The organism is Nitratireductor sp. WH36-1, assembly GCF_058725515.1.
On sequence record NZ_CM178970.1, the window covers coordinates 2,104,047 to 2,124,783 of the forward strand.

A 20,737-nucleotide genomic window follows, 5' to 3' on the forward strand; every position below is an offset into this window, starting at 1 on the left:
CGCAAGAGACACATCACGCAATAAGAAAAGCCGCCGCAGGCAGGAGCCAGCGGCGGCTTTTTCAATTCGTCACAAGATCGGATCGGGTCAGGTCTTGACCTGGATCTTCATGAAGGCGGGCACATCGTCGCCGAAGCCGACGATCGTGTTTTCCTCTTCACGCGGCTTGCGCCTGTTGTCGCGGCGCTGCTCGGAGCGGTCCTGCTGGGGCCTGTCCTGCTTTGCCTTGCGCTCGGCATTGTCGGACTTGATCTCTTCCTTGCGCGACTTCCTGTCGGTGTCCTGCCCGGAATTCTGTGCAGAACCCTGCTTCTCCTTCGCGCCGGCATCCTTCTTGACGCCACGCTTGGAGCCGCGCCCGCGCTTCTCCTCTTCAGGGCTTTCGTCAGCCTGAAGCGTCGAAAGATCTCCGTCCAGCCATTCGACGTCCTGGCCGATCAGCTTTTCGATGGAATCCATATATTTGCGATCCGCTTTGGTGATCAGCGTGAAGGCAGCGCCCTTGCGTCCTGCACGACCCGTGCGGCCGATGCGGTGCACATAATCGTCGGCATGGGTGGGAATGTCGAAGTTGAAGACGTGGCTGACATCCGGGATGTCGAGACCGCGTGCTGCAACATCGGAGGCCACGAGCAGCTTCAGATTGCCCTTGCGGAAATTCTCCAGCATCGTCATGCGCGCGCGCTGATCCATGTCGCCATGCAGGGCGCCTGCATCATATTCATGACGCACCAGCGAACGGAACAGGGTCGCAACCTCGCTCTTGCGATTGCAGAAGATGATCGCGTTTTTCAGCGTCTCGCCTTCATCGTCGATAAGCTTGCGCAGCCGCTCGCGCTTGTCCCACGGCTTGGAGCCGCTCTTGACGAAGCGCTGCGTGATGTTGGTTGCAGTGGTGGCCGGACGGGAGACCTCGACGCGTACCGGCGCCTGCAGGAACTGCTCGGTCAGCTTGGTGATCTCCGGCGGCATGGTGGCCGAGAAGAACAGCGTCTGACGCGTAAAGGGAATCAGCTTGCAGATGCGCTCGATGTCGGGGATGAAGCCCATGTCGAGCATGCGATCCGCCTCGTCGATCACGAAAATGTCGACGCCGGTCAGAAGCAGCTTTCCGCGTTCGAAATGATCCAGCAGGCGACCGGGCGTCGCGATCAGCACATCGGCGCCGCGCTCCAGCTTCTTTTCCTGCTCTTCAAAGGAAACGCCACCGATCAGAAGGGCAATGTTCAGTCGGTGATTCTTGCCGTATTTGACGAAATTCTCTTCGACCTGGGCAGCAAGTTCGCGCGTCGGCTCGAGAATGAGCGTGCGCGGCATGCGTGCCCTTGCACGGCCGCGCTCGAGGCGCGTCAGCATCGGCAGAACGAACGAGGCCGTCTTGCCTGTGCCCGTCTGTGCGATGCCCAGCACATCCTTGCCGGCCAGGGCATGCGGTATCGCACCCGCCTGGATCGGGGTTGGTTGCGTATAGCCCGCGTCGGTCACGGCGGAGAGGACCTTTTGGGACAGGCCCAGATCGGAAAATGTCAACGCTTCCTGAGCGGTGTCTTGTTCTTCTGCTGGCACGTTTCGGCTGTCTTTGGTTTCTGCGGCCTGATGCCGCCTCATAAGGCATGGAGCCTCGAATCCTAGGTGGCGTACGGCTTGGAGCGCCCGATGTCAACAGATGGCTTGCCGTAAAGTCACCTATTGTTCAATAGCGGAACTGCTCTGAGAGGATGCGTTCGTTCCAAGAATGGCTCTCGTCGAAAAGCACTGTAACGGTCTCATCATGCGATTCGCGCACGGTCACGGAGACGACGGATTTGATCTCCGTATGATCCGCAACCGCATTTACGGGGCGTTTTCCCGGCTCCAGAATGTCGAAATGCACGGTCGCCTGGTTGGACAGAAGCGCCCCGCGCCAGCGACGCGGGCGGAACGGGCTTACCGGCGTCAGCGCCAGAAGCGGCGCGTCCAGCGGCAGGATCGGGCCGTGCGCGGAAAGATTGTAGGCTGTGGACCCGGCCGGCGTCGCCACCATCACGCCGTCACAGATCAGTTCCTCAAGCCGCACCTTGTCGTCTATGGCGATGCGGATCTTTGCGGCCTGGTAGGACTGACGCAGAAGCGACACTTCGTTCACGGCCAGCGCCTTCACCGTGTTGCCGTCGGCATCCACGGCGATCATCTGGAGCGGTCGCACCGTTTCGGGAATGGCCGCCGCCACACGCTCGCGCAGCCCGTCCTCACGATATTCGTTCATGAGGAAGCCAATGGAGCCACGGTTCATACCATAGATGCGTTTCCCGGCTCCCATGGTTTCGCGCAGAATGTGCAGCATGAAGCCATCGCCGCCCAGCGCGACAATCACATCCGCGTCCTCGGGGCGCTCCTGGCCGTAGAGTGCGGACAGGCGCTTTGCAGCTTCCTGTGCGTCCCTGGTGTCGGCGCAGACGAAGGAAAGGGCCATCGGCTTTCGGGTCATGGTAATCTAAGGGCCCTTGAACTTGAGGCAGGAGCCTATCGGTTAGCATGCGTGCGAACGCGTGCAAAGGCATATGCGGCTGCATTGATGTGGGGATCGCAACCGGCTGTCGCCAGTTTTGATTTCACTTGAGCGCGGATTGTGCTAACGCATCGCCGGATGCCCTTGTAGCTCAGTTGGTAGAGCACCTGATTTGTAATCAGGGGGTCGGCGGTTCGAGTCCGTCCGGGGGCACCAAAAACCCCTTACAATCCAAGGCTTTGCGGCGTGTCAGTTTGATGCGGACACAAGAGCTGTTTTCTATGTCCGCACCATGTCCGCACTTTGCGGACATTGGATATTTGGCCGGATGGTGAGTCGCTTTGATGAGATACCCACACGGTGCGGCGGTTATGGATGCAGCAGGTCGATAACGATATGCCGCACCGTGTGGGATTCGGAAATTGAAAGGCGGTGCCCCCGGGCGTCGGACACCGCCTATCGCAGCGGCCCGGCGTGGGCTCTCAGGCTGCGAATTCTGGAATTGGTGGCCGACCGGGGAAAGGTGCGAAAAGCCGGTCGGCCTTCGAGCGGCTGCGAGAACCAGAGAAACGCGCCAGCTCGAACTCTTAGCCGTGCGCAGCTCTCATAGCGCGTTCAGCTTCGGCGGACAGGGCACGAACGCGCTGCTGTTCGTCGGCTGAATACGCCTCGGCAACTGCCTGCGGGTCGTTTTCCATGAGATGCGAATGCGCCTTCGCTTTCGACACATGAAGCCGTTCGGCAGTCTTCTCGATTAGGCGGGAATAATGGCTTTCGGCGGAGTTGTGGCCGTAATTCGTCGGATCATTTTCTGTCATTTTCGTTTCCTCGGTTTTCTGAATTTCTGCGGCTTTCGACTTCGCCATATCGGCGAAAAACCGTGCGGCAAGATCGTCAGCGGGCGTCGTGTGGGATTTGGTCAGTCGGGCCAGCGCCCCGGCCTGCGCTGGCTTGCGGACGCCTGAAATTTCTGTGATCGTCAGTTCTTCGATAATGTTTCTGGTCGTCATGCTGCTGCTTTCCTTTCGCCGGTTCCGCCGATGCTAAAACCGGAATAAGTTCCATTCTTGAATTTCTCGATCATCGCGGGATCGTCAGGTTTCATGGCGATCATCAAGCCAGTCTGTCGGCTCGAAATACCCATGGCGGCGGCGATGTCGGACGTCAGTGGCCAGACAAAAGCCACGCGCCCAATATCGCCGCCGACATGCATTTCTTTCGCCGCCGCACCGCTCTCCACATATTTCAGCGCGGCTTTGAGCATCACAGGCTCCGGGATGAAATCGCCCTGTGAATCGTGATACGGCTGGCCGTCTTCCGTGCAGACAATCGCCCATCCGAAAACCAGCCCAAGTGCCTCATCGGCTTTGCAAAACTGTGCGTTCACGTCAGCTTTACCCCCTTGCACTTTTCGAGCATTTTCAGATCGGTCAGCTCACAATTCGTCCGATCTCGGAAATCGTTCGGCGCGGAGTTTTTCAGGCTCAGATACTGGCCGAGTGCGGAGTCGACCACGACCTGCGTGAATTGAGGGTTTGCGAAAATAGGCCGAGCGTCACGAGGCGTGATCCGATCCTCCGAAACCTCATTCGCCCACAGGGCGCGCCGGCTTTCACAAAGCGACGCCAGCTCCTTCAAAAGCTCATCGATCCGGCGGCTGTGGGTAAGGATTGCGTGTGCCGACATTACATAGACCCCAGCGTCTGCCGGTCGAATTCAGCGAGCGGGCGGGTCGATCCGAGACGCCCCGAAACACTCGAAAATTTCCGAAGCGGGGAGAATGCGGCATCGATCGGATTGCGTTGCAGCAATCGATTGCCAGCGCCACGAATAACCTCAGAATACTTGCCGCCATAGCTAAACTGTCGGGCAAGCATCGCTCGCTCTTCCAACAGCTCTGCAAGTGATTCTACTGCGCCGTCAATAATTTCGGAAAGTTCAAAGAGCTCTTCAGCCTTCGCGCGGCCTTCTTTTAGAAGTTCGGCTTGGCGCTTTGCTTCTTTCTCCGCTTTAGCTTCCGCAATCTTCTGGGATTCGGCGGAAAGCTTATACTCAAGTTCGACGCGCTTTGCGTCGAGTTCTTCGAGCTGTTTCTCATAATCTGTGGAAGTCACTGGTTTAGTCCTAATTTAGTTGAATGTTTCGCTCCTGATGCTTGTTATACTATGTGAAATAGGGTATTGACAACCCGCGCAAAATGTGCATTCCGCCTCATCCGAAGTATGTTTGACGCTGCGGCGGGCGCTTTGCGGCTTCGGCTTCGCGGCGGTCGAATTCTTTCCAGTCGTCGTCCTTCTCTTCGCGGGTCAGTTCTCGACGGGTGCCCACTTCGTTGAATCTCACGAAGAGCTGGCCGGCTTGCGGCTTCGTTGGACCACCGGGCATGGTGGAGAATCCCTGCGCCGTGGCAAACACGGGTCCGGCGAGTTTTGCGGGCTTGCGACCAATGTTTCGAGATGCGGCGTACACCGCACCGGCAGCGGCGTTGGCAATGTCATCGTGAAACGACGCACCGGCAGGATGGTCGATGATCTCGCGCCCGGTCGAGGTTGCCGGCTTCCGGATGAGCTGCGTGAGCTGCGTCAACATTCGCGGATCGTCGATAAGCTGAATCTGGCGCGCATTCACAAGGGGTAAAAGGTTCAAATACAGCTGAGACCGGTTCGCCGTGCTGGCGTGGTATATGATGCCTTCCGCGCCGAACATTTCGCGGATGATCTGGCCGGTGTAACGGTCGCCAACGCACGAATTTAGTCCGTAGGATTTCAGGAACGTAGCGACTTCCGCAACTGCCGCTTTCGGTGAGAAAGGCGGCGTGATTTCGTATGTCGCGTCCAGAATGACCGTCCCATCCGTATCGACGTGAGCCACCGCCGCCGTGAAGGAGTCACCGCCCTTGGAGCCGCCAGACGCAGCATCGGCAAATCCGAAATATTTCACACCGGCGACAAACGGGCGCTGCGCCGTTCCATGATCGGTCACAACGTTCAATGTTTCGTGGCTGAAGAGCGTCGAGGACGAGTCGCGGAATTTCGCGCCGTATTCGGATTCAAACGAAACAGGATCGGCGGCTTTTTCCTCTTCCAGAAATTCAGCATCTAGCGTCGGGTTCATCCGCCACGATGGCGCGACCGCCACAAGGTTCCGACCGGCCTTTCCGAAATGCGCTTCGTGTTTTTCAAACAGCAAGCCGGTGCGCGTGAAGGGGCTGGAAATGCCGATAAGCATTGCGTTCGGAACCGTTGCCATGCCTGGCTTAATGGCCCGATACAGCTCCTTGTCAGGATTCACGCTGGATACGGACGAATAAAAGGCGCATTCGTCAAACACACAGGCTATCGTTGTGCGCCCTCTGACGGTCTTGAGGTCGTTAGTGGCGATCTGAATCGCAATTCCGTTCGATAGTTCCAGCCCGTCTGCCGTCTCGCGCGTGACCATTGCGGCGAGCATGGGCTTTTCAAAGAACGCTTTTGTGTAGTTGAGGCAGACCGACGCCTGAGCCCTATCAACCGCGACCAGCTGTGCGACAAGCGTTTCGCCCGGCTGCGCATGTTTCGTGAGCTGAAAAGCTTCGGCACCAATGGTGGCAAGATATGTGATGAGGGAAGCGGCTTTAACGTCCTTGCCGGATCGACGGCCCATTATCAACCAAGCTTCTTTGCATGGAACGCCGGGGAGGTATCCCGATTGGCCGGTCAGCTCTTCAAACGTTGCAAGCTCATCGGCGTTCAACGGTTCGCCAAACAGAGCCTTATCAAGAACGCGCCACGTGTCCCACGATGGGCCGTCAAACCAATCGCCGAACAAGTGCGGATCGCGACATGCTTCAGAGTAACTAATCATCGCGCGCCGCCTTGCTTCATGTAGTCTGAGAGCGACAGCGTGATGTCCTTGCGCTTCTTTTCGAGGCCCACGAGCTGTGCGGTTCTGTTGCGAGTGTTCGTCAGCGTCGTGAGCTGGCCAATATCCACGTTGGTTTCGCCGCTGAGGATTTGAGTGTGAAGGTGCTCAATCGTGGCCGTCATGATGGCGATGGAATCGACCATGCGTAGCTGTACAGCGGAAAGTTCATCGTGCCCGCCGAGGTCATCAACCATTGCATCGCGAAGCTGGACAGCATTGCGATAGGCCGTTGTGCGCCCGTCCAGATCGTCAAATGATTGAAGGCGTATCTTATCGCTTCGTTTCGGTGGCTTAGTTGGCGTGCTCACGCCGGGCATATTCATCATAATGGTGTCGTTTCCCTGCATAATTTTACGGCTTATGGCGGACACAGTGCGGACACGACACATAAGCAACTACTTATATAGCAAGGAATCCAAGGCATTGAGAAGGTGTAGCACCTGATTAGCTATCAGACGCCAGAAAAAAGTCGAAAGGTTCCAGTGTCTGGAAGGTTGCAAAATTTTAAAATTATACCGGCTTAAAAATTGTAAGACCGGCAAGAGCGCATAATCTTGAAAGACAGATCACGCCCGGCCAGTAATTTTACGATCTTCAAAATTATATAATTTTAAAACCTTCTTCGTCCCCCCACCTGAAAAACAAGGGGGGGACGGCTCAAAGCCTTACACAGCAAGGGGTTCAGCGTTCGTGTCCCCCGTCCCCCCTAATCTCAACCCGGGAGCCAGCGGGATGGGACGGACAGTCACGGACGGTCACAGGGCATGGCTATAATTATGTGACGTATATTTATCTGTATGTTTCTAATTCTAATATTTAAGGGGGACAGGGGGGACAGAACTCTAGAGACCTTACATTATAAGGGTTTGAGCCGTCCCCCTACTTTTCGATATGGGGGGATTTATAGGGGGACGGGGGGGACACGAAAAAAGCCCGCTGGATTTCAACGGGCTTTTCATCTTCAACGCTAGATCATGCCGGCAACGATGGGTGGAGCATTCTTGCCGAGTTCTATTCGTAATGCCTCAACCTCCGCCGGCCTCCATTTCTCGGCGAGCTCTGACGTTTTAGCGTAGACGACTTCTTTGCCGCCGCCGGCTGGATACTTGATGCGAGTGTCACCACCGGTCGCAGCCTTCTGCTTTCGCCGGACCCAGCAATTCCCCATCTCGCTTGACATGATCCGACGTGCTGCCGGCTCCCATCCCTTGAACATTGGCTCCTGCCGAATGGTGGCAAGATGACGGACCATCTGCACAATCTGAGTGGCGGTGAAAATCTCACCGGCCATCTCGCCAACTGCATCCTCGACCAGAACCGAAAGTTCACTTCGCGCACCTTCAATCATGGCGGCCTTCGCTGTGGACATCGGTGGAGCTTTGAAGGGGTCGAAGTCGGTAAGGTCTACGGTGGCGAGATGTTCCGCAAAGGCGGCAATGTTGGCCGGAACCTTCAGCCAATTGGCGAAGGCTTCGCTCACCTCTCCCGGCATCCGCTCACCGTTGGAGATGACGTCGAAACGCCGATCTTTCTGATCGAGCCAGATTGCATCGGCATGGTTTGTGGCGATGATCGTTGAATAGAAAACACGGGAATTAACAGGCGACAGACCTTTCCGCGTAATTGTTTGCCAACCGTGGTTTGACGGGTCGACTCGATCTTTGAGCATTTCATACTCCGACATTTTGCCGGACATTGTGCGCGCTATGTTCCGGGCTTCCTCCACCGTCACGAGCAGCGACCGGAAGCGCCAGTCTTCGTATTGGCCTTGGCCTTCGCGGCCGGCCAACTGACCGTAGGCGATGTTCTGGCAATATTGATGGCCGATCAGTTTCTGAAGGAGCGTAAAGAACAAGCCGCGCCCGCTGCCGTGATCGATAGCGCCCTGCATTATGATCCCATATAAGCGCTCATCCGGCTTGCGGACCTTCGCGGCAATCCAATGTAGCATCCGCTGCCGTTCTTCTTCGTCGGGGACGAAGTGGCACAAGAATTCCTGGGCTGCTTCAATCGTTCCGCCGCCGGCGCTGCCGAGATCATGCGGCATGTAAATATTCACCGCCTCTTTCTCGATATGGCCGAACGGAAGAGACGGGTCGAACATCGTCTTGTGAACCTTCGGGAAGCGGTGCAACCGATTTTCCGTCAGTGCGATAAACGCATTCTTCTCAGGTGCACATTCCGTCCCAATCTCGAACATGTACCCGCCGTACATGGCGCGGAACTTCTCCGGCTTCAACATCTCGCCGGATGGCGTAAGTACCGTATGATCGCTCGCAACGTACACGCAACCGGCGAAATATTTCTTCTGTTCCACCAGTGTCAGAAATTCGGTATTCGGCAGAACTTCGCCTTCAAGCGGCGTCACGCCGGGAATGTCCGCAACGGCCTGAGTCGGTTTCGTACTGACGCTATAGACATTCGTGCAACCGCTCACCGCCTTGCCAATTGTGATGTTCCGGTACGACTCACGATTCCATTTATCGCGCTTACTGAGTGGCGATTTATCAAAGATGCTTAGCATCCGAGACGGCCACTTTCCGGCGTAGAACGCTATCTTGGACATCGCCGCCATATCGAGAGCCGAAGCATCGCCATTGTAATGGTCAAGCGCCTCTTGGGTGCCTTCCCATATGTCGCGCATGGTCGGCGCTTGTCCGAAAGATGCAGCAATGTTCGGACGTTCTGCCAGCATGATTCGGATAATCTCTTCGTCTGTTTTATCCGAAAGGGTCCAGCGCGGGTCCGGGGAGTCAGGAAGCGCTTCAACGAGTGTCGCCCCCTTCGTGTCTGGAAAGCTTGCCGCAAGCGCTGCCGGGGCGAATGTCACGCCTGTGAACGGCACGGCAATAGAAGACTGTACCGGAACGCGACCGAGCGATTGCTTCTTTGCATCCGGCCAATTGACCGTACCCGGCAGACGAAGGAGCCTGTCAACATTCTGGCAGTGGTCGGCGTCGAACGCATCGGCAATCCCACGATTGATCGCCTCAACGGTTTCCATGTCCGTCTGTTCGGACAACCACCACAGCGCTTGAAGACCATTACCGGAATCAATGACCACGGACGGATTGCCGCGCAACATGATGTCAGCAAGCGCGGCGGATTTATCCCATTGCGGATTATCGCGCGGCGGGTCGATGTCGACATGCGCGACACGGATGCCAGTAATGTCGGCCTTGGTCGGCTTGGCGTCTGTACCGGGCTTCACCATGTTGGCCGTGAAATGAATGTTGCGGCGCGCTTCATTTTGCTCAATCGCCCAAGCTGTCGCGGCTGCGGCGTCGTTTCCGAAATGTTTTCCGGTGATCTTGTTCGTTGCGGCATCCGGCGTGATCGCCACAAGATGGATGCCGGATGCGGCTAGATAGTTGCCAAGGAAATCGCGCGCCACATCCGAATCCGGTTCTGGGTTCTTGCCCCGAAACGGAAGGACTACCGCCTCATTTCTCACACCGGGCAATCCGGGGAGGGCTTGACTTGCTTTAAGATTTGCAGTATGGTGCATCTTGCATATTACCTTCTATTTGGTGAATTTTCATCCCGCCCGGCCACGCACCGGGCGGGTTTTTCTGTTTCGTGTTTCATCGGTCGGCCATCTGCGTGGTGATCCATTCTTCAATTTCCGACTCCACGAATCCCACCCGACGCGGCGACACGCGGACAGGCTTCGGGAAGTCACCATCCATGAGTCGGTACAGCGTGGGTTTGGCGATGCCGCCGAGACGCGTTTGAACGGCTTTCATGCTAATCAGCATCGTCGGTTGTTCCATTTTCATTCTCCTACTAAATGTTGTGTATAGGATGATCTTAGCTACCGCATGTGCCATTGAATAGCCCCACCGTTTCGCATCCGTAACAATTCCAAAAGGCACAAAAAAACCCGCGCTCGGCGGGTCCATCGAAGTCCATCAATGTTCACGCATGGGTGCGCTCTGCCCTCCGGCAGACGACGCAATGTCGCGGATGTCAGGTCAAGCGGCCATTCGGCGGCGGCGAACGGAGCTGGTTGGATTCAACTGCCGCTCCCGTTTCGCCAACCATTCGCGCAATGACTCGACGCGGTAATAGACCCGTCCGCCGAACGGGACGCGTGGCAGCCCGTTCGGTTCGTTTTCATAGTTGATGAGCGACCGCTTCGTCACGCCAAGGGCGCTGGCAGCTTCGTCTCGCGTTACATATCCATCAAGTAGGTTCATCGGTTAATCTCCTTTTCCGTTCCGATGAAGCAATATTTAGTTCGCGATTCTTCACTTGTCCACCACATATAGTGTTTACATTGTCAACTGTACTGCGGATTTAGGCGGCTCCGCATATATTAGTGAGAAAAAACGCAATCGGTCAGATCGTTGAATTATCGCTTCTTTTTCGATACGTCACGATTGCTAAACCTCTCGGTTGAATTTGGTCCAAGGGAAGTAAAAATTTATCCCTTCTGGACCAATTGAGCGTTCGTTACGCGGTCGCCCACGCGGTCAGTTGCGCGGCGCAGGGCGTCGTCTTCGAGGTGGGCGTAGCGTTGCGTTGTGGCAGCTTGCGTGTGGCCGAGAAGCCGACCGATGACCGGAAGCGACAAGCCGTCGCTGACGAGGAATGACGCATAGCTATGGCGCAGGTCATGCATTCGGAAATCTTCAAGCCGGGCGGCCTTTGTTAGTGCGGCCCAAGCGTTCTTTACGTTGCTGCGGTGTGGGAGTTTGTTGACGGCATCGCGCTTGGTGCTTTCGCGGTGGGCCGGGAATACGTAGTCACCCGCATCATCCCCCTGTGCCTGTCGAATCTCGGCTAAGAGCTGTCGAGCCGGGGCGGATAGAGGGACGGCGTGAAGCTTCTTTTGCTTTGTATAATGTGCCGGCTTCGTCCATGTCCCTTTAGATAAGTCGAACATGCCCCACGAAGCTCCAAGCGCCTCAGACTTTCGACATCCTGTCAGTAGCATCAATCGAAAGATATTGGCCGCTTGCTGGTCTTCCAGAGTGGTTAGCGCATCAAGCAACCGGCCAAGCTCTTCCGACGATAAGAACCGCTCTCGCTTTTCCTCGGCGTTGCGCTCGATTCCGTCTGTTGGGTTCTTTTCCATCCAGCCGAGTTTCTTAGCGAAAGTGAACATTACCGACATCACCGCAACCACGCGGTTTGCGGTGGTGGTCTTTCCGGTCTTCGTCACTTTGCGAAACACCCCATACGTATCAACGTATGCGACCTCGGCAACCAGCCGGTGTTTCAGATTGGGTCGGATATACGTGTTGACGATTTGCTTGTAGTCGCGTTGTGTCGCCGGTCGCTTGGACGGCAGGTGCTCGGCGATGAACTCGTTACAAAGATCATCAACAGTTGGATCTTTGTAACGCCGTTCGCGTTCGGCAAGCGGGTCGTTGCCAACGTCGATTTGCTTCTTCAGCTCCTTCGCTTCCTTACGCGCCGCTGTTGTCTTCCAATCCGGGAAAGCGCCGATGGTGTATCGGCGCTGGCGTCTTCCGATGCGGTAAGTCAGGATGAAGGATTTAGCGCCATTCGCCGTGACGCGAACGCCAAATCCTTTCACCTCATCGTCGTACGTGATCTTGTATCCGCTCTCAGGAGCAGGCAGCTCTTCGTTGATGGTTTTATCCGTAAGTCTCATATCCGTGTCCACACTGTGTCCGCAAATCAAACGACTTGTTGCTTCAACCAGTTTCACACGGTTTCCTGATTTTGCAATACGTAAAACCTTATTTCACAAGGCTTTGCGTTGCGGACACGGCAGAATCCTTACGGCGCAAGGGTTTGCGGAATATGCTTAGAATCTTTTTTGTAATCAGGGGGTCGGCGGTTCGAGTCCGTCCGGGGGCACCATTCCAACCTTCTCGCTTTGTTTTTGCTAGCTTTGCTCCGATTATTTCCTCACCCGGATTTTGGGTGCGGTCCGGTATGTTCTCCGACTGTATCGAGATTCGGCCTGCTTTTTTGCGCCTCTGCGCTCGCTCTGGCCTTTTACGTCCGGGCGCAACCGGCTCAGATAAAACACTACACCGCTGACGAACTCATGGGGTTCAATTGCGAAGAGCTTGGTGCAGCGCATGAGGACCTGATCGTCGCCTATCATGATGCCGAGATCGCCCGCCACAGAAGGGAAGGTTCGTTTAGCGATGACCTTGGGCTTCTTAAGGAGGATGTCCTGCCGTTTGTCGTTCTCATGAGGCGGTTCATGCAGGACAACGACATAAGAGAAGCCGACCTCGCAAAACCTTCATCGCCCTCTGGAGCACTCCAGAGGTCCAGCTTTATGTCGAAATATCCGGTCTATGCGCGGGAAACCCCTCGTTGGGAGCCGTTGAGGCAATGCGGCAGGCCGCAACAAAACTCAATCTGATTGATTAGTCCGCAAATCCATAGTGGCGTGAGAAGCTCTTGAAGCCTGGTCAGGTTCAGGGAGGAGGTTGCGTTCATGCTCGTTGCTTCTGGCGTGGATGGTTGCCGGGATTGTCCTGAATTCTTCGGCTGTCCTGTGCGGTATCGCGCAGCGAAGGTGTTGAACGCCGGTAACTGCAGAGTGTTTAACCAGTATGGCGTGGCCGAGGTTTGGGTTTCTCAGTCGGACAGCTTTGAACGACCGCCACTCGTCCTTTGCAATTTGAAATGAGTTTTCGAAATATCTCGGGACCGAGCGCAATCGAATGTATCGATGTGATTGACCCCATGAATGTTCTTCCGTGAAATTTTCCGTATGTTGTATATCAGTTCGAATATCGCGCGATGGTGGATAAAGTTAGCTGACAAATTTATTTTTCTACTTTTGGCGAATCGCATTACTTTCTCCTCAATACGTAATTCTTGGCGAAGCCACCGTTAGTCCGGCAGCAAAACGCGCCTGTGACCAAGAGGAGCCAGCGTGCGTAGGATTTGCATATTGCTCGTTTCATCAGCCGCCTTCCTGACCTGGGCAGGTGGCGTTGTGGCGCAGGCGGCGACTGCGACCAGCACCTTGAACGTGCAGATCACCATTCAGGCCGAATGCACCATTGTATCCGTCGGAAGCCTCGATTTTGGGGCGCAGGGTGTCATTGACGCCAATATCGATCAGAGCAGCACGATTTCCATCCAATGCACCGATGGCACGCCATACGAGGTGGGGCTGGATGCCGGTGCGGGTTCGGGTGCAACCGTGGCGACACGGTTGATGACCGGTCCCGCGTCGGCAACCATTTCCTATGGTCTCTATCAGGATGCGGCGCGTTCCGTTTTGTGGGGAGACACGACCGGTGTCGACGTGGTGACGGGGACGGGCAATGGAAACGCGCAGGCGTTGACCGTCTATGGCCGGGTGCCGCCGCAGGCAACGCCCGGCGCTGGCGTTTATGCCGACACGGTGACGGTGACCGTGACCTATTAGGATTGCCAGGGGAGACCGGAATGCCAATGCGTTTTTGTTGTCTCGTTGTCCTGTTCCTTGCGTTGCAGATATCCGCTGCTTCGGCTGGCAGTCTGCGTGTCGCGCCGACCACGCTCGACCTGATTGCGCCCGATAGCGCGGCCGTGCTGCGGCTGCGCAATGATGCGGCTGCGCCCATGCACGTTCAGGTGCGCGTTTTTCGCTGGAGTCAGTCCGGCGGTCAGGATCGTTTCGAACCCACGCGCGATGTCGTTGCGAGTCCCCCGGCAACGCAGCTTTCGCCGGGTGTCGATTACACGATACGTGTGGTGCGCACCGCCCGGACGCCTGTTCGCGGGGAGGAGAGTTATCGCGTCGTGGTGGATCAATTGCCCGACCCGGCAAAGCGACGGGCCGGGGCGGTCAATCTTGTGGTGCGGCACTCCATCCCGGTTTTCTTCCGCGCGCCCGATGCTGCACCGGCGCGGGTCGCGCTGGGGTTGGTGCGGATGGACGGGCAGCTTCTGCTGGTTGCCCGCAATCAGGGCGCGTCACGATTGCGGCTTGCTGACGTCGTGCTGCTTTCAGGTGGCGGTGTGGTTGGGCGGGATGAGGGCCTGACGGGTTACGTGCTTGGCGGCGCGAGCATGCAGTGGCCGATCAGGACAAGTGGAAGGGTTGGCGCGGGGCCGCTTGTGATGCGGGCGCAAAGCCATCTCGGTCCCATTGAAACCAGTCTGGCCATACAGCGCCGCTAGTGCGCTTCTCACCATCGCGCTGGGGCTTGTTGGCAAGCCCGTCAGCGCCAGCGAGGGCGGTGCTTTCTCCGGCGCTGCTCCCGGGCTCGTGGAGGTGGTTCGCGAGCTCTATCTGGAAGTGTTCATCAATGAGCGGCCGGTCGGGATGATCGGGAACTTCAAGGAGCTGTCGACCGGCGAGCTGGCGGCCACGGGGCAGGAGCTGCGTGAGGTGGGTATCGAGCCGCGCGGGGATTCCAGGCTCGGCGAAAATCTCTTTCTTTTAAATGAATTGCCTGATCTTGTTGTTGCGGTGGATGAGGCCGGGCAGCGACTGTTTGTGACAGTCGGGCATGAGGGGCGCGCTGCCAGAACGCTGGATCTGTCGCAGGATGCCGATGACGAACGCAAGGCCGGTCGCTCCATCTATGGGGCGCTTTTGAACTACGCGCTGTTTGCCACCTCGCACTCATTCGAGCGCGGGCAGACCGGGCTTCTGAAGGGCGTCTCCGGCAGTTTCGAGGCGCGGCTCTTCAGTCCGCACGGCACGTTCAGCCAATCGTTTCTCGCCGGCTATACGGATGGTCAGCTCGATGGGCTAACACGGCTTGCGACCAGCTGGACCCGCGATGACGACGAGCGCCTTTTGACCTGGCGCGCCGGCGATCTGGTGAGCGGCGGTCTGGCCTGGACACGGCCCGTTTATCTGGGCGGCGTGCAGCTGCAGCGCAATTTCGGCCTGCGCCCTGATCTGGTCACGCTGCCGCTGCCATCCTTTTCGGGCACGGCGGCCGTTCCATCGACGCTTGAAGTCTACGCCGACAACACGCGCCGCTTTTCCGGCGCTATCGATGAAGGTCCGTTTGAACTGGTCAATCTGCCGGCTGTTTCCGGCGCCGGGTCGGCGCGCATCGTCCTGCGCGATGCGCAGGGGCGCGAGACCGAGGCCACACTGCCTTTCTACGCCTCGACGCGATTGTTGCGGCGCGGACTGCTCGATTTCTCGGTCGAGGCGGGCTTTCCCCGCCGCGCCTTCGGCAGCCGCTCCTCCGATTACGACAGCCGGTTGATGGCGTCGGCCAGCATGCGCTACGGCCTCACCGACAGGCTGACGCTGGAAGGCCATGTGGAAGGCGGGGGCGGGCTGGTGAATGGCGGTGCGGGCATCGCCTTTCCCATCGGTCCTTATGGCGCTGCCTCTCTCGCGGCTGCGGCAAGCCATTTCGATGGTGAGAGCGGCGGTCTCGTCAACGGATCGGTGGAGCTGGGCTTTGAGGGCTGGTCGCTGCGCGGGCGGCTGCAACGCAGCTTCGGCGCGTATCACGATATCGCATCGGTCACGGCGCTGCCGGTGAGCAGCGATCTTGAAGCCCGCTGGCTGGGTGCCGGCGTTCCGCGCGCCATCGACCAGATATCGCTCGGCATCCCGCTGCGCTTCGATCCCTCGACCCTCAGCCTCTCCTATACGCATATCGAGGATGCGCACAGCGAAAGCAGCCGCATTCTCTCGCTGTCCTACAGCCGGCGCATAGCCCGTCGCGGCAATTTCTATCTCACCGGTTTTGTTGATGCCGAGGAAAAAGAGAATTTTGGCGTTTTTGGCGGGATTTCAATCGCTTTTGGAGAAAACTTCAACGTTTCCAGCGGCATTGAAAGCCGCCCGGATGGCACGCGTCTGGTCTCGCAGCTCTCCCGGCAGGAAACGCGTGAAGAGGGGAGTTTCGGCTGGCGTCTGCGAAGCGCGGAGGGCGGGCGCCCCGAACGTTCCGCCTCGCTCAGCTATCGCGGACGGCACGGGCGCATCGAGGGCGCGCTGCACCAGCGCGACGACGCGTTTCAGGCGGAAGCATCGCTCGATGGCGCTCTGGTTCTGGCAGGCGGCGGGGCATTTGTCGCAAACCGCATTGATGGGGCATTCGCCGTTGTCGATACCGGCGCGCCGGGTGTTGCAATTTCCCATCAAAACCGTCCCGTCGGAACGAGCGACCGGTGGGGGCGGTTGCTCGTTCCCGATCTGGTGGCGAATGAGGAAAACGCCTTCTCCATCGACCCGGCGGATCTGCCGCTCGATGCGGACATCCCGATGACTGCGACGAGCGCCGTGCCGCCGCGCAAGGGCGGGGTTGCGGTTGCCTTCGGTGTTGACCGGCAGGCGCGTGGCGCGCTCGTTTCATTCGTGGATGGAGAAGGCGCGCCGCTTCCCGTCGGATCGGTCGGGGCGTTTCAGGGCCACGCCTTCTTCATCGGCTATGATGGCGCGACCTATCTGACGGGGCTTGGCCGGGAGAACGCCGTCCGCATCGAGCTGCCCGATGGGCAGGTCTGCGCTGCCTCCTTCGCCTATCGGTCACAGCCGGGCGAGCAGGTGCAGCTGGAGGCGGTGCCATGCCGCTAGAGCAATTTCAGAAAAAGGGGGAACCGGTTTTCTGTCCAAAATTGCGTAAAAACAATATGTTGGAGCGTTTTCGCGATCCACCGAAAAGCGAAAACCCTCCAGGCCGGGAAAGGGCGCTTCTCGCAGCTCTGCTCTTCCTCGCCTTCATGCTGGGTGCGCTTTCGCAGGCGCGTGCGCAAAGCTGCAACTTCACCATCTCCGACATGAGTTTCGGCGCGGTCGACACGCTTTCAGGCGGGGCGGTGAACGGGACGGCCACGATCAATGTGAACTGCACCGGCCTTTCGCTCACGCGTATCCTGATCTGTCCGAGCATTGGCGCGGGCAGCGGCGGCGCGACCGTCTCTGCGCGGCAGATGGCGAGCGGCGGCGACACACTCGCTTACCAGCTCTATTCCGACGCCGGGCGCACGGTGGTGTGGGGTTCCTATTTCTGGGGCTTTGCAGCCACGCCGCCGACGCTCGAACTCACACTCGGCGTGCTTGGCAGCGGATCGGCGAGTTTCACGCTCTATGGCCAGGTGTTCGGCAGCCAGTCGACCGTGCCGGCGGGAACCTATCTGTCCGCCTTTTCAGGCGCGGATGTGAATTTCATCTATCGCTACACGCTTTTGAGCGACTGTTCGAACCTGTCGGGCCAGACGGCGTCCCCGTCCTTCACCGTGACGGCCTCGATTGCCGACAATTGCCTCGTCGCCACGCAGGATCTGGATTTCGGCGCCCATGGCGTTCTGACGGGCAATGTGGACACGACGGGCGGAGTGACGGTGACCTGTACGCCGGGCACCGCCTACACGGTCGGGCTCGATGGCGGGCAGGCCGCAGCGCCGCCGGCGGCGCGGCTGATGAGCAAGGGAAGCGAAACGGTGACTTACGGGCTCTATCAGGATGCGGCGCGCAGCCTGCCCTGGGGGCTGGCCGCCATTCCGGGCGAGGCGGTGCCCGGCACGGGTAGCGGCAGCGGGCAGGTGCTGACCGTCTATGGCCGCGTGCCGCCGCAGACGACGCCTTCGCCGGGAACCTATACGGACACGGTGGTCGTGACCGTTACCTACTGAGCATCGGATTGATCCGATGCTCCATCAATGAACCGGATCGTCCTTTGCGCGTCCGGGAGGACGCAGGGCGATTTAGCGGCTGCCGAGATACTGGCGCGCCGCATAGAGCGACACGGCGGCGGCATTGGAAACGTTGAGCGAGCGGATTGCGCCGGGCATGTCGAGACGGGCGAGTGCGGTGACGGTATCGCGTGTCTTCTGCCGGAGCCCCTTGCCCTCCGCGCCCAGAACCAGCGCGATGCGGTCTGCGGCGAATGTGGCCTCAAGCTGGGCCGGCCCGTCCGAATCGAGACCGATGGTCTGGAAGCCGGCGGCGGAGAGTTCTTCCAGCGCCTCGGCCAGATTGCGCACGGTCAGATGGTCGATATGCTCCAGCGCGCCGGAGGCGGCCTTGGCGAGCACGCCCGATTCGGAGGGGCTGTGCCGCGCCGTGGTGACAAGCGCGTTGACGCCGAAAGCGACGGCCGAGCGCATGATCGCGCCGACATTGTGCGGATCGGTGACCTGATCGAGCACCAGCACCAGGCCTGCGCCTTCCAGATCGCCGAGCGGCCTTGGTTTCAGCGGTTCCGCCTCGATCAGAACGCCCTGATGCACCGCGTCCGGCCCGGTGAGGCCATCAATGGCGCGCGGCTCGACGATCTCCACAGGGAAGGGCAGGGCCGAGGGCTCGCCCAGCTCCAGCCGGGCAGCGGCGTTGCGCGTGATGCGCATATGCTTGATTCGACGCTGTGGATTGTCGAGGGCGGCGCGCACCGTGTGCAGGCCATAAAGCCGCACAAGGCCGTCGCGCGGGCCTTCGCCGCGTCGGGAATCGCTTTTGCCATCGCCCTGCTTCTGCTGCGTACGGTCCCTGTGGGCCCGCCGGAGGCGTGCATAATGGCTGTCTTTCGGGGTCTTTGAATTCTGATCGTCGCTCATGCGTTCTCTATAGGCGCGCCGGGCGATTGTGGAAACAGGATTTGCGTTCTGAAAATTTTTGACACCAGATTTGCGACAGGCGGTTGACACTTCGAAGCGGTCTCTGCATAAGGCGCGCATTGCGGGACTGAGCGGGGCGATTTGCCCACACGAAGTTCACGCCACGTCGCTGAGCTCTGACGGAAACGGAGGGGTGTCCGAGTGGTTAAAGGAGACGGACTGTAAATCCGTTGGCTAAGCCTACGCTGGTTCGAATCCAGCTCCCTCCACCACCGTCTCCCAGAGCCAGCGCAACGAACCCCGGCGGGTATAGCTCAATGGTAGAGCAGCAGCCTTCCAAGCTGAATATGCGGGTTCGATTCCCGCTACCCGCTCCAGCTTACCTCCTCTGAAATTGCCGTGTATTTGGATGGCGTTTGCCTGTCGTATCTTCCGGCGTCTCGATCAGCGCTATTTGAGCTGCCTGTGCCATCCGCAATAGTCGGCTTGGTATGGCGCGCTTCGCGGATCGCATTCATCCGCATCATTCCCTGACCGACAAGAACCTCTACCTGCCTTGGCGTCTCAAGGCGGGAGATGGCTTGGGCCGGGAGGTGTTCATCGAAAGCTTGCAGATTCTGCTGCGACGTTCAATCGCAGGCGCGAAATGCGTGCTCTGCAGGGTGCGTCAATCGGGCTGTGGGAGAAGCCGCACTCTTTGTCGCAGCCGGTGTCCGATCGATTGCCTCGACCCTACATTTCTGGCAGTCGCTCGGGCGAATGGGAACTGGCGATGGCTGCATCTGCGCATCCGGCATTGGCCCGCGTGCTGCGGCAACGCTTCATTCCCGCAGCCCTGCGTGGCGTCTGCGCGCCATGTCGATCCGTCTTCGGGCAGCCGCGCCCGAAGAGACAAAGCCCTCCCAGGCACCGACCCGTATGTACCATTCGAAAGGCTCCCCCAATGGTTCAGAAGCTCATCTATTCCATCCCCGTGTTTGGCTGGATGCTTAAAAGCGCATCCCTTGGCGATACGGCGGAGAAGGTCTTTTTCATTTTCAACCTGCTCGCATTCTGGGCGATCGCCATTTACTTCTTCGGCTATCCGGCGATCATCTTGCCGGCGCTTGGCATTGTCGGCTGCTACATGCTCGTGCTGGCGCTTCTGACCTCCGGCGACGTTTAGCCGGACCGGGCCTGTGCGCCCGTTTGCCGCATTCTTTCGCCGCACACTGGCAGGCCTTGCCAATGTGCGGCACGATGCTCCGGTCTGTTCGCCCGTGCGGTGAATGCATCAAGGAACTGCGTCATGCTGACCTCGAAGATGGGGCTGACCTCGAAGATGGGGCTGATGTCGAAGACGGGCCGGGCCGAAGCGCCGCTGACACTGCCCGGTGCAGGTTTCTCCGATACATATTCCGGTGTTTCAAAAGACACTTTCGATGCAAGCGCCGCGCTGACGCGGGCCTTTGCGCGCCCGCCGCGCTGGATCGGGACGCTCATGCGTTGGCGCAATGTGATCGTCCGGCCTTTCGGTCTGAAGACCGGGAAAGACGCCCTGGACCAGGTGGTCGGAACGGAGCAGGCCCCGTTTCCGGTTCTTGAACGCTCTTCCCGGCGAATCGTATTGGGGACGGACGACCGGCATCTGGACTTCCGGCTGATCGTGGAGGCCGATCCGGCCGACGGGCCGGGCACACGCGTTTCGTGCACCACACTGGTGCGTCCGCACAATCCGTTCGGATGGCTCTATCTCCTGACGATCATGCCGTTTCACAAGCTGATCGTGGTCAATACGGTGCGTCGCATCGTGGCCTGAAATATCCGTTCGTGCTGTGTGGCGTTGCCACCCTGGCGTGTGTCAATCCTCGGTAAGAGGCTCCCTGCATGTGGCATACGGGACGC

Annotated in this window: 19 protein-coding genes and 3 tRNA genes; 9 read left to right on the forward strand and 13 right to left on the reverse strand. The window is 58.6% G+C overall.

The annotated features are described in order from the left end of the window. Positions 1-87: 87 nt before the first annotated feature. Together AC4PTT_RS09825 and AC4PTT_RS09830 are read right to left on the reverse strand one after the other, a co-directional pair. Positions 88-1,530: a DEAD/DEAH box helicase gene (locus tag AC4PTT_RS09825; protein ID WP_317087949.1), complete on the reverse strand. Its 1,443-nt coding sequence runs from the start codon at positions 1,528-1,530 to the stop codon at positions 88-90. A gap of 163 nt (positions 1,531-1,693) precedes the next feature. Continuing rightward, the gene (locus AC4PTT_RS09830; RefSeq protein ID WP_113155311.1) at positions 1,694-2,467 is read right to left on the reverse strand and encodes an NAD kinase; all 774 of its coding nucleotides are present in this window, start codon (positions 2,465-2,467) and stop codon (positions 1,694-1,696) included. Positions 2,468-2,628: 161 nt separating this feature from the next. Here AC4PTT_RS09830 and AC4PTT_RS09835 point away from each other — a divergent pair. Beyond that, positions 2,629-2,704: transfer RNA gene (locus AC4PTT_RS09835), tRNA-Thr, on the forward strand. 371 nt (positions 2,705-3,075) lie between these two features. Here the strand turns inward: AC4PTT_RS09835 and AC4PTT_RS09840 are convergent. From AC4PTT_RS09840 to AC4PTT_RS09885, 10 genes are all read right to left on the reverse strand, one after another. Beyond that, positions 3,076-3,498, reverse strand: coding sequence for a hypothetical protein (locus AC4PTT_RS09840; RefSeq protein ID WP_492161053.1), 423 nt, complete (start codon positions 3,496-3,498; stop codon positions 3,076-3,078). Continuing rightward, the gene (locus AC4PTT_RS09845) at positions 3,495-3,875 is read right to left on the reverse strand and encodes an XkdF-like putative serine protease domain-containing protein (RefSeq protein ID WP_492161054.1); all 381 of its coding nucleotides are present in this window, start codon (positions 3,873-3,875) and stop codon (positions 3,495-3,497) included. The genes AC4PTT_RS09840 and AC4PTT_RS09845 overlap by 4 nt, the downstream gene beginning before the upstream one ends. After that, positions 3,872-4,174 carry a hypothetical protein gene (locus tag AC4PTT_RS09850; protein ID WP_492161055.1) on the reverse strand — a complete coding sequence of 101 codons (303 nt, stop codon included), beginning with the start codon at positions 4,172-4,174 and terminating at the stop codon, positions 3,872-3,874. Before AC4PTT_RS09850 ends, AC4PTT_RS09845 begins: the two co-directional genes overlap by 4 nt. Beyond that, positions 4,174-4,602 (reverse strand): hypothetical protein, encoded by a 429-nt coding sequence (locus tag AC4PTT_RS09855; RefSeq protein WP_492161056.1) that lies wholly within the window; start codon positions 4,600-4,602, stop codon positions 4,174-4,176. Before AC4PTT_RS09855 ends, AC4PTT_RS09850 begins: the two co-directional genes overlap by 1 nt. 97 nt (positions 4,603-4,699) lie before the next feature. Continuing rightward, positions 4,700-6,331 carry a hypothetical protein gene (locus AC4PTT_RS09860; protein WP_492161057.1) on the reverse strand — a complete coding sequence of 544 codons (1,632 nt, stop codon included), beginning with the start codon at positions 6,329-6,331 and terminating at the stop codon, positions 4,700-4,702. Further along, positions 6,328-6,717 carry a hypothetical protein gene (locus tag AC4PTT_RS09865; RefSeq protein WP_492161058.1) on the reverse strand — a complete coding sequence of 130 codons (390 nt, stop codon included), beginning with the start codon at positions 6,715-6,717 and terminating at the stop codon, positions 6,328-6,330. The genes AC4PTT_RS09860 and AC4PTT_RS09865 overlap by 4 nt, the downstream gene beginning before the upstream one ends. A 641-nt stretch (positions 6,718-7,358) precedes the next feature. After that, positions 7,359-9,899: a primase-helicase family protein gene (locus AC4PTT_RS09870; RefSeq protein WP_492161059.1), complete on the reverse strand. Its 2,541-nt coding sequence runs from the start codon at positions 9,897-9,899 to the stop codon at positions 7,359-7,361. A gap of 76 nt (positions 9,900-9,975) precedes the next feature. Next, positions 9,976-10,164, reverse strand: coding sequence for a helix-turn-helix transcriptional regulator (locus AC4PTT_RS09875; protein ID WP_492161060.1), 189 nt, complete (start codon positions 10,162-10,164; stop codon positions 9,976-9,978). A 201-nt stretch (positions 10,165-10,365) separates the two neighbouring features. Next, a complete protein-coding gene (locus tag AC4PTT_RS09880) occupies positions 10,366-10,590 on the reverse strand; it encodes a helix-turn-helix domain-containing protein (protein WP_492161061.1) in 225 nt (74 codons plus the stop codon). Positions 10,591-10,817: 227 nt separating this feature from the next. Then, positions 10,818-12,071 (reverse strand): tyrosine-type recombinase/integrase, encoded by a 1,254-nt coding sequence (locus AC4PTT_RS09885; RefSeq protein ID WP_492161062.1) that lies wholly within the window; start codon positions 12,069-12,071, stop codon positions 10,818-10,820. A gap of 1,206 nt (positions 12,072-13,277) precedes the next feature. Here AC4PTT_RS09885 and AC4PTT_RS09890 point away from each other — a divergent pair. The 4 genes from AC4PTT_RS09890 (at position 13,278) to AC4PTT_RS09905 (ending at position 17,932) form a co-directional block, all read left to right on the forward strand. Next, on the forward strand, positions 13,278-13,763 hold the full coding sequence (locus AC4PTT_RS09890; protein WP_425523540.1) for a Csu type fimbrial protein: 486 nt from the start codon (positions 13,278-13,280) through the stop codon (positions 13,761-13,763). A gap of 20 nt (positions 13,764-13,783) precedes the next feature. After that, the gene (locus AC4PTT_RS09895) at positions 13,784-14,500 is read left to right on the forward strand and encodes a fimbrial biogenesis chaperone (protein WP_206547504.1); all 717 of its coding nucleotides are present in this window, start codon (positions 13,784-13,786) and stop codon (positions 14,498-14,500) included. Next, positions 14,469-16,874 carry a fimbria/pilus outer membrane usher protein gene (locus AC4PTT_RS09900; RefSeq protein ID WP_492161063.1) on the forward strand — a complete coding sequence of 802 codons (2,406 nt, stop codon included), beginning with the start codon at positions 14,469-14,471 and terminating at the stop codon, positions 16,872-16,874. The genes AC4PTT_RS09895 and AC4PTT_RS09900 overlap by 32 nt, the downstream gene beginning before the upstream one ends. A 146-nt stretch (positions 16,875-17,020) precedes the next feature. Then, positions 17,021-17,932 (forward strand): Csu type fimbrial protein, encoded by a 912-nt coding sequence (locus tag AC4PTT_RS09905; protein WP_492162604.1) that lies wholly within the window; start codon positions 17,021-17,023, stop codon positions 17,930-17,932. A gap of 72 nt (positions 17,933-18,004) precedes the next feature. On the opposite strand, the gene AC4PTT_RS09910 is transcribed toward AC4PTT_RS09905, so the two are convergent. Further along, on the reverse strand, positions 18,005-18,853 hold the full coding sequence (locus tag AC4PTT_RS09910; RefSeq protein WP_317088187.1) for a TrmH family RNA methyltransferase: 849 nt from the start codon (positions 18,851-18,853) through the stop codon (positions 18,005-18,007). 187 nt (positions 18,854-19,040) lie between these two features. Here AC4PTT_RS09910 and AC4PTT_RS09915 point away from each other — a divergent pair. From AC4PTT_RS09915 to AC4PTT_RS09930, 4 genes are all read left to right on the forward strand, one after another. Next, a tRNA-Tyr gene (locus tag AC4PTT_RS09915) sits at positions 19,041-19,125 on the forward strand. A gap of 31 nt (positions 19,126-19,156) precedes the next feature. Then, a tRNA-Gly gene (locus AC4PTT_RS09920) sits at positions 19,157-19,230 on the forward strand. Between the two features lie 566 nt (positions 19,231-19,796). Further along, positions 19,797-20,018, forward strand: a complete 222-nt coding sequence (locus tag AC4PTT_RS09925) for a hypothetical protein (protein WP_113155302.1) — start codon at positions 19,797-19,799, stop codon at positions 20,016-20,018. Between the two features lie 123 nt (positions 20,019-20,141). Next, positions 20,142-20,651: a DUF2867 domain-containing protein gene (locus tag AC4PTT_RS09930; protein WP_492161064.1), complete on the forward strand. Its 510-nt coding sequence runs from the start codon at positions 20,142-20,144 to the stop codon at positions 20,649-20,651. Positions 20,652-20,737: the final 86 nt, after the last annotated feature.

Bases quoted from the DNA above. Each gene is read 5' to 3' on its own strand.
- AC4PTT_RS09830 (WP_113155311.1), bottom strand. From the start codon at position 2,467: ATGACCCGAAAGCCGATGGCCCTTTCCTTCGTCTGCGCCGACACCAGG.
- AC4PTT_RS09840 (WP_492161053.1), bottom strand. From the start codon at position 3,498: ATGACGACCAGAAACATTATCGAAGAACTGACGATCACAGAAATTTCA.
- AC4PTT_RS09850 (WP_492161055.1), bottom strand. From the start codon at position 4,174: ATGTCGGCACACGCAATCCTTACCCACAGCCGCCGGATCGATGAGCTT.
- AC4PTT_RS09860 (WP_492161057.1), bottom strand. From the start codon at position 6,331: ATGATTAGTTACTCTGAAGCATGTCGCGATCCGCACTTGTTCGGCGAT.
- AC4PTT_RS09865 (WP_492161058.1), bottom strand. From the start codon at position 6,717: ATGATGAATATGCCCGGCGTGAGCACGCCAACTAAGCCACCGAAACGA.
- AC4PTT_RS09870 (WP_492161059.1), bottom strand. From the start codon at position 9,899: ATGCACCATACTGCAAATCTTAAAGCAAGTCAAGCCCTCCCCGGATTG.
- AC4PTT_RS09875 (WP_492161060.1), bottom strand. From the start codon at position 10,164: ATGGAACAACCGACGATGCTGATTAGCATGAAAGCCGTTCAAACGCGT.
- AC4PTT_RS09880 (WP_492161061.1), bottom strand. From the start codon at position 10,590: ATGAACCTACTTGATGGATATGTAACGCGAGACGAAGCTGCCAGCGCC.
- AC4PTT_RS09895 (WP_206547504.1), top strand. From the start codon at position 13,784: ATGCCAATGCGTTTTTGTTGTCTCGTTGTCCTGTTCCTTGCGTTGCAG.
- AC4PTT_RS09905 (WP_492162604.1), top strand. From the start codon at position 17,021: ATGCTGGGTGCGCTTTCGCAGGCGCGTGCGCAAAGCTGCAACTTCACC.
- AC4PTT_RS09910 (WP_317088187.1), bottom strand. From the start codon at position 18,853: ATGAGCGACGATCAGAATTCAAAGACCCCGAAAGACAGCCATTATGCA.
- AC4PTT_RS09925 (WP_113155302.1), top strand. From the start codon at position 19,797: ATGGTTCAGAAGCTCATCTATTCCATCCCCGTGTTTGGCTGGATGCTT.
- AC4PTT_RS09930 (WP_492161064.1), top strand. From the start codon at position 20,142: ATGCTGACCTCGAAGATGGGGCTGACCTCGAAGATGGGGCTGATGTCG.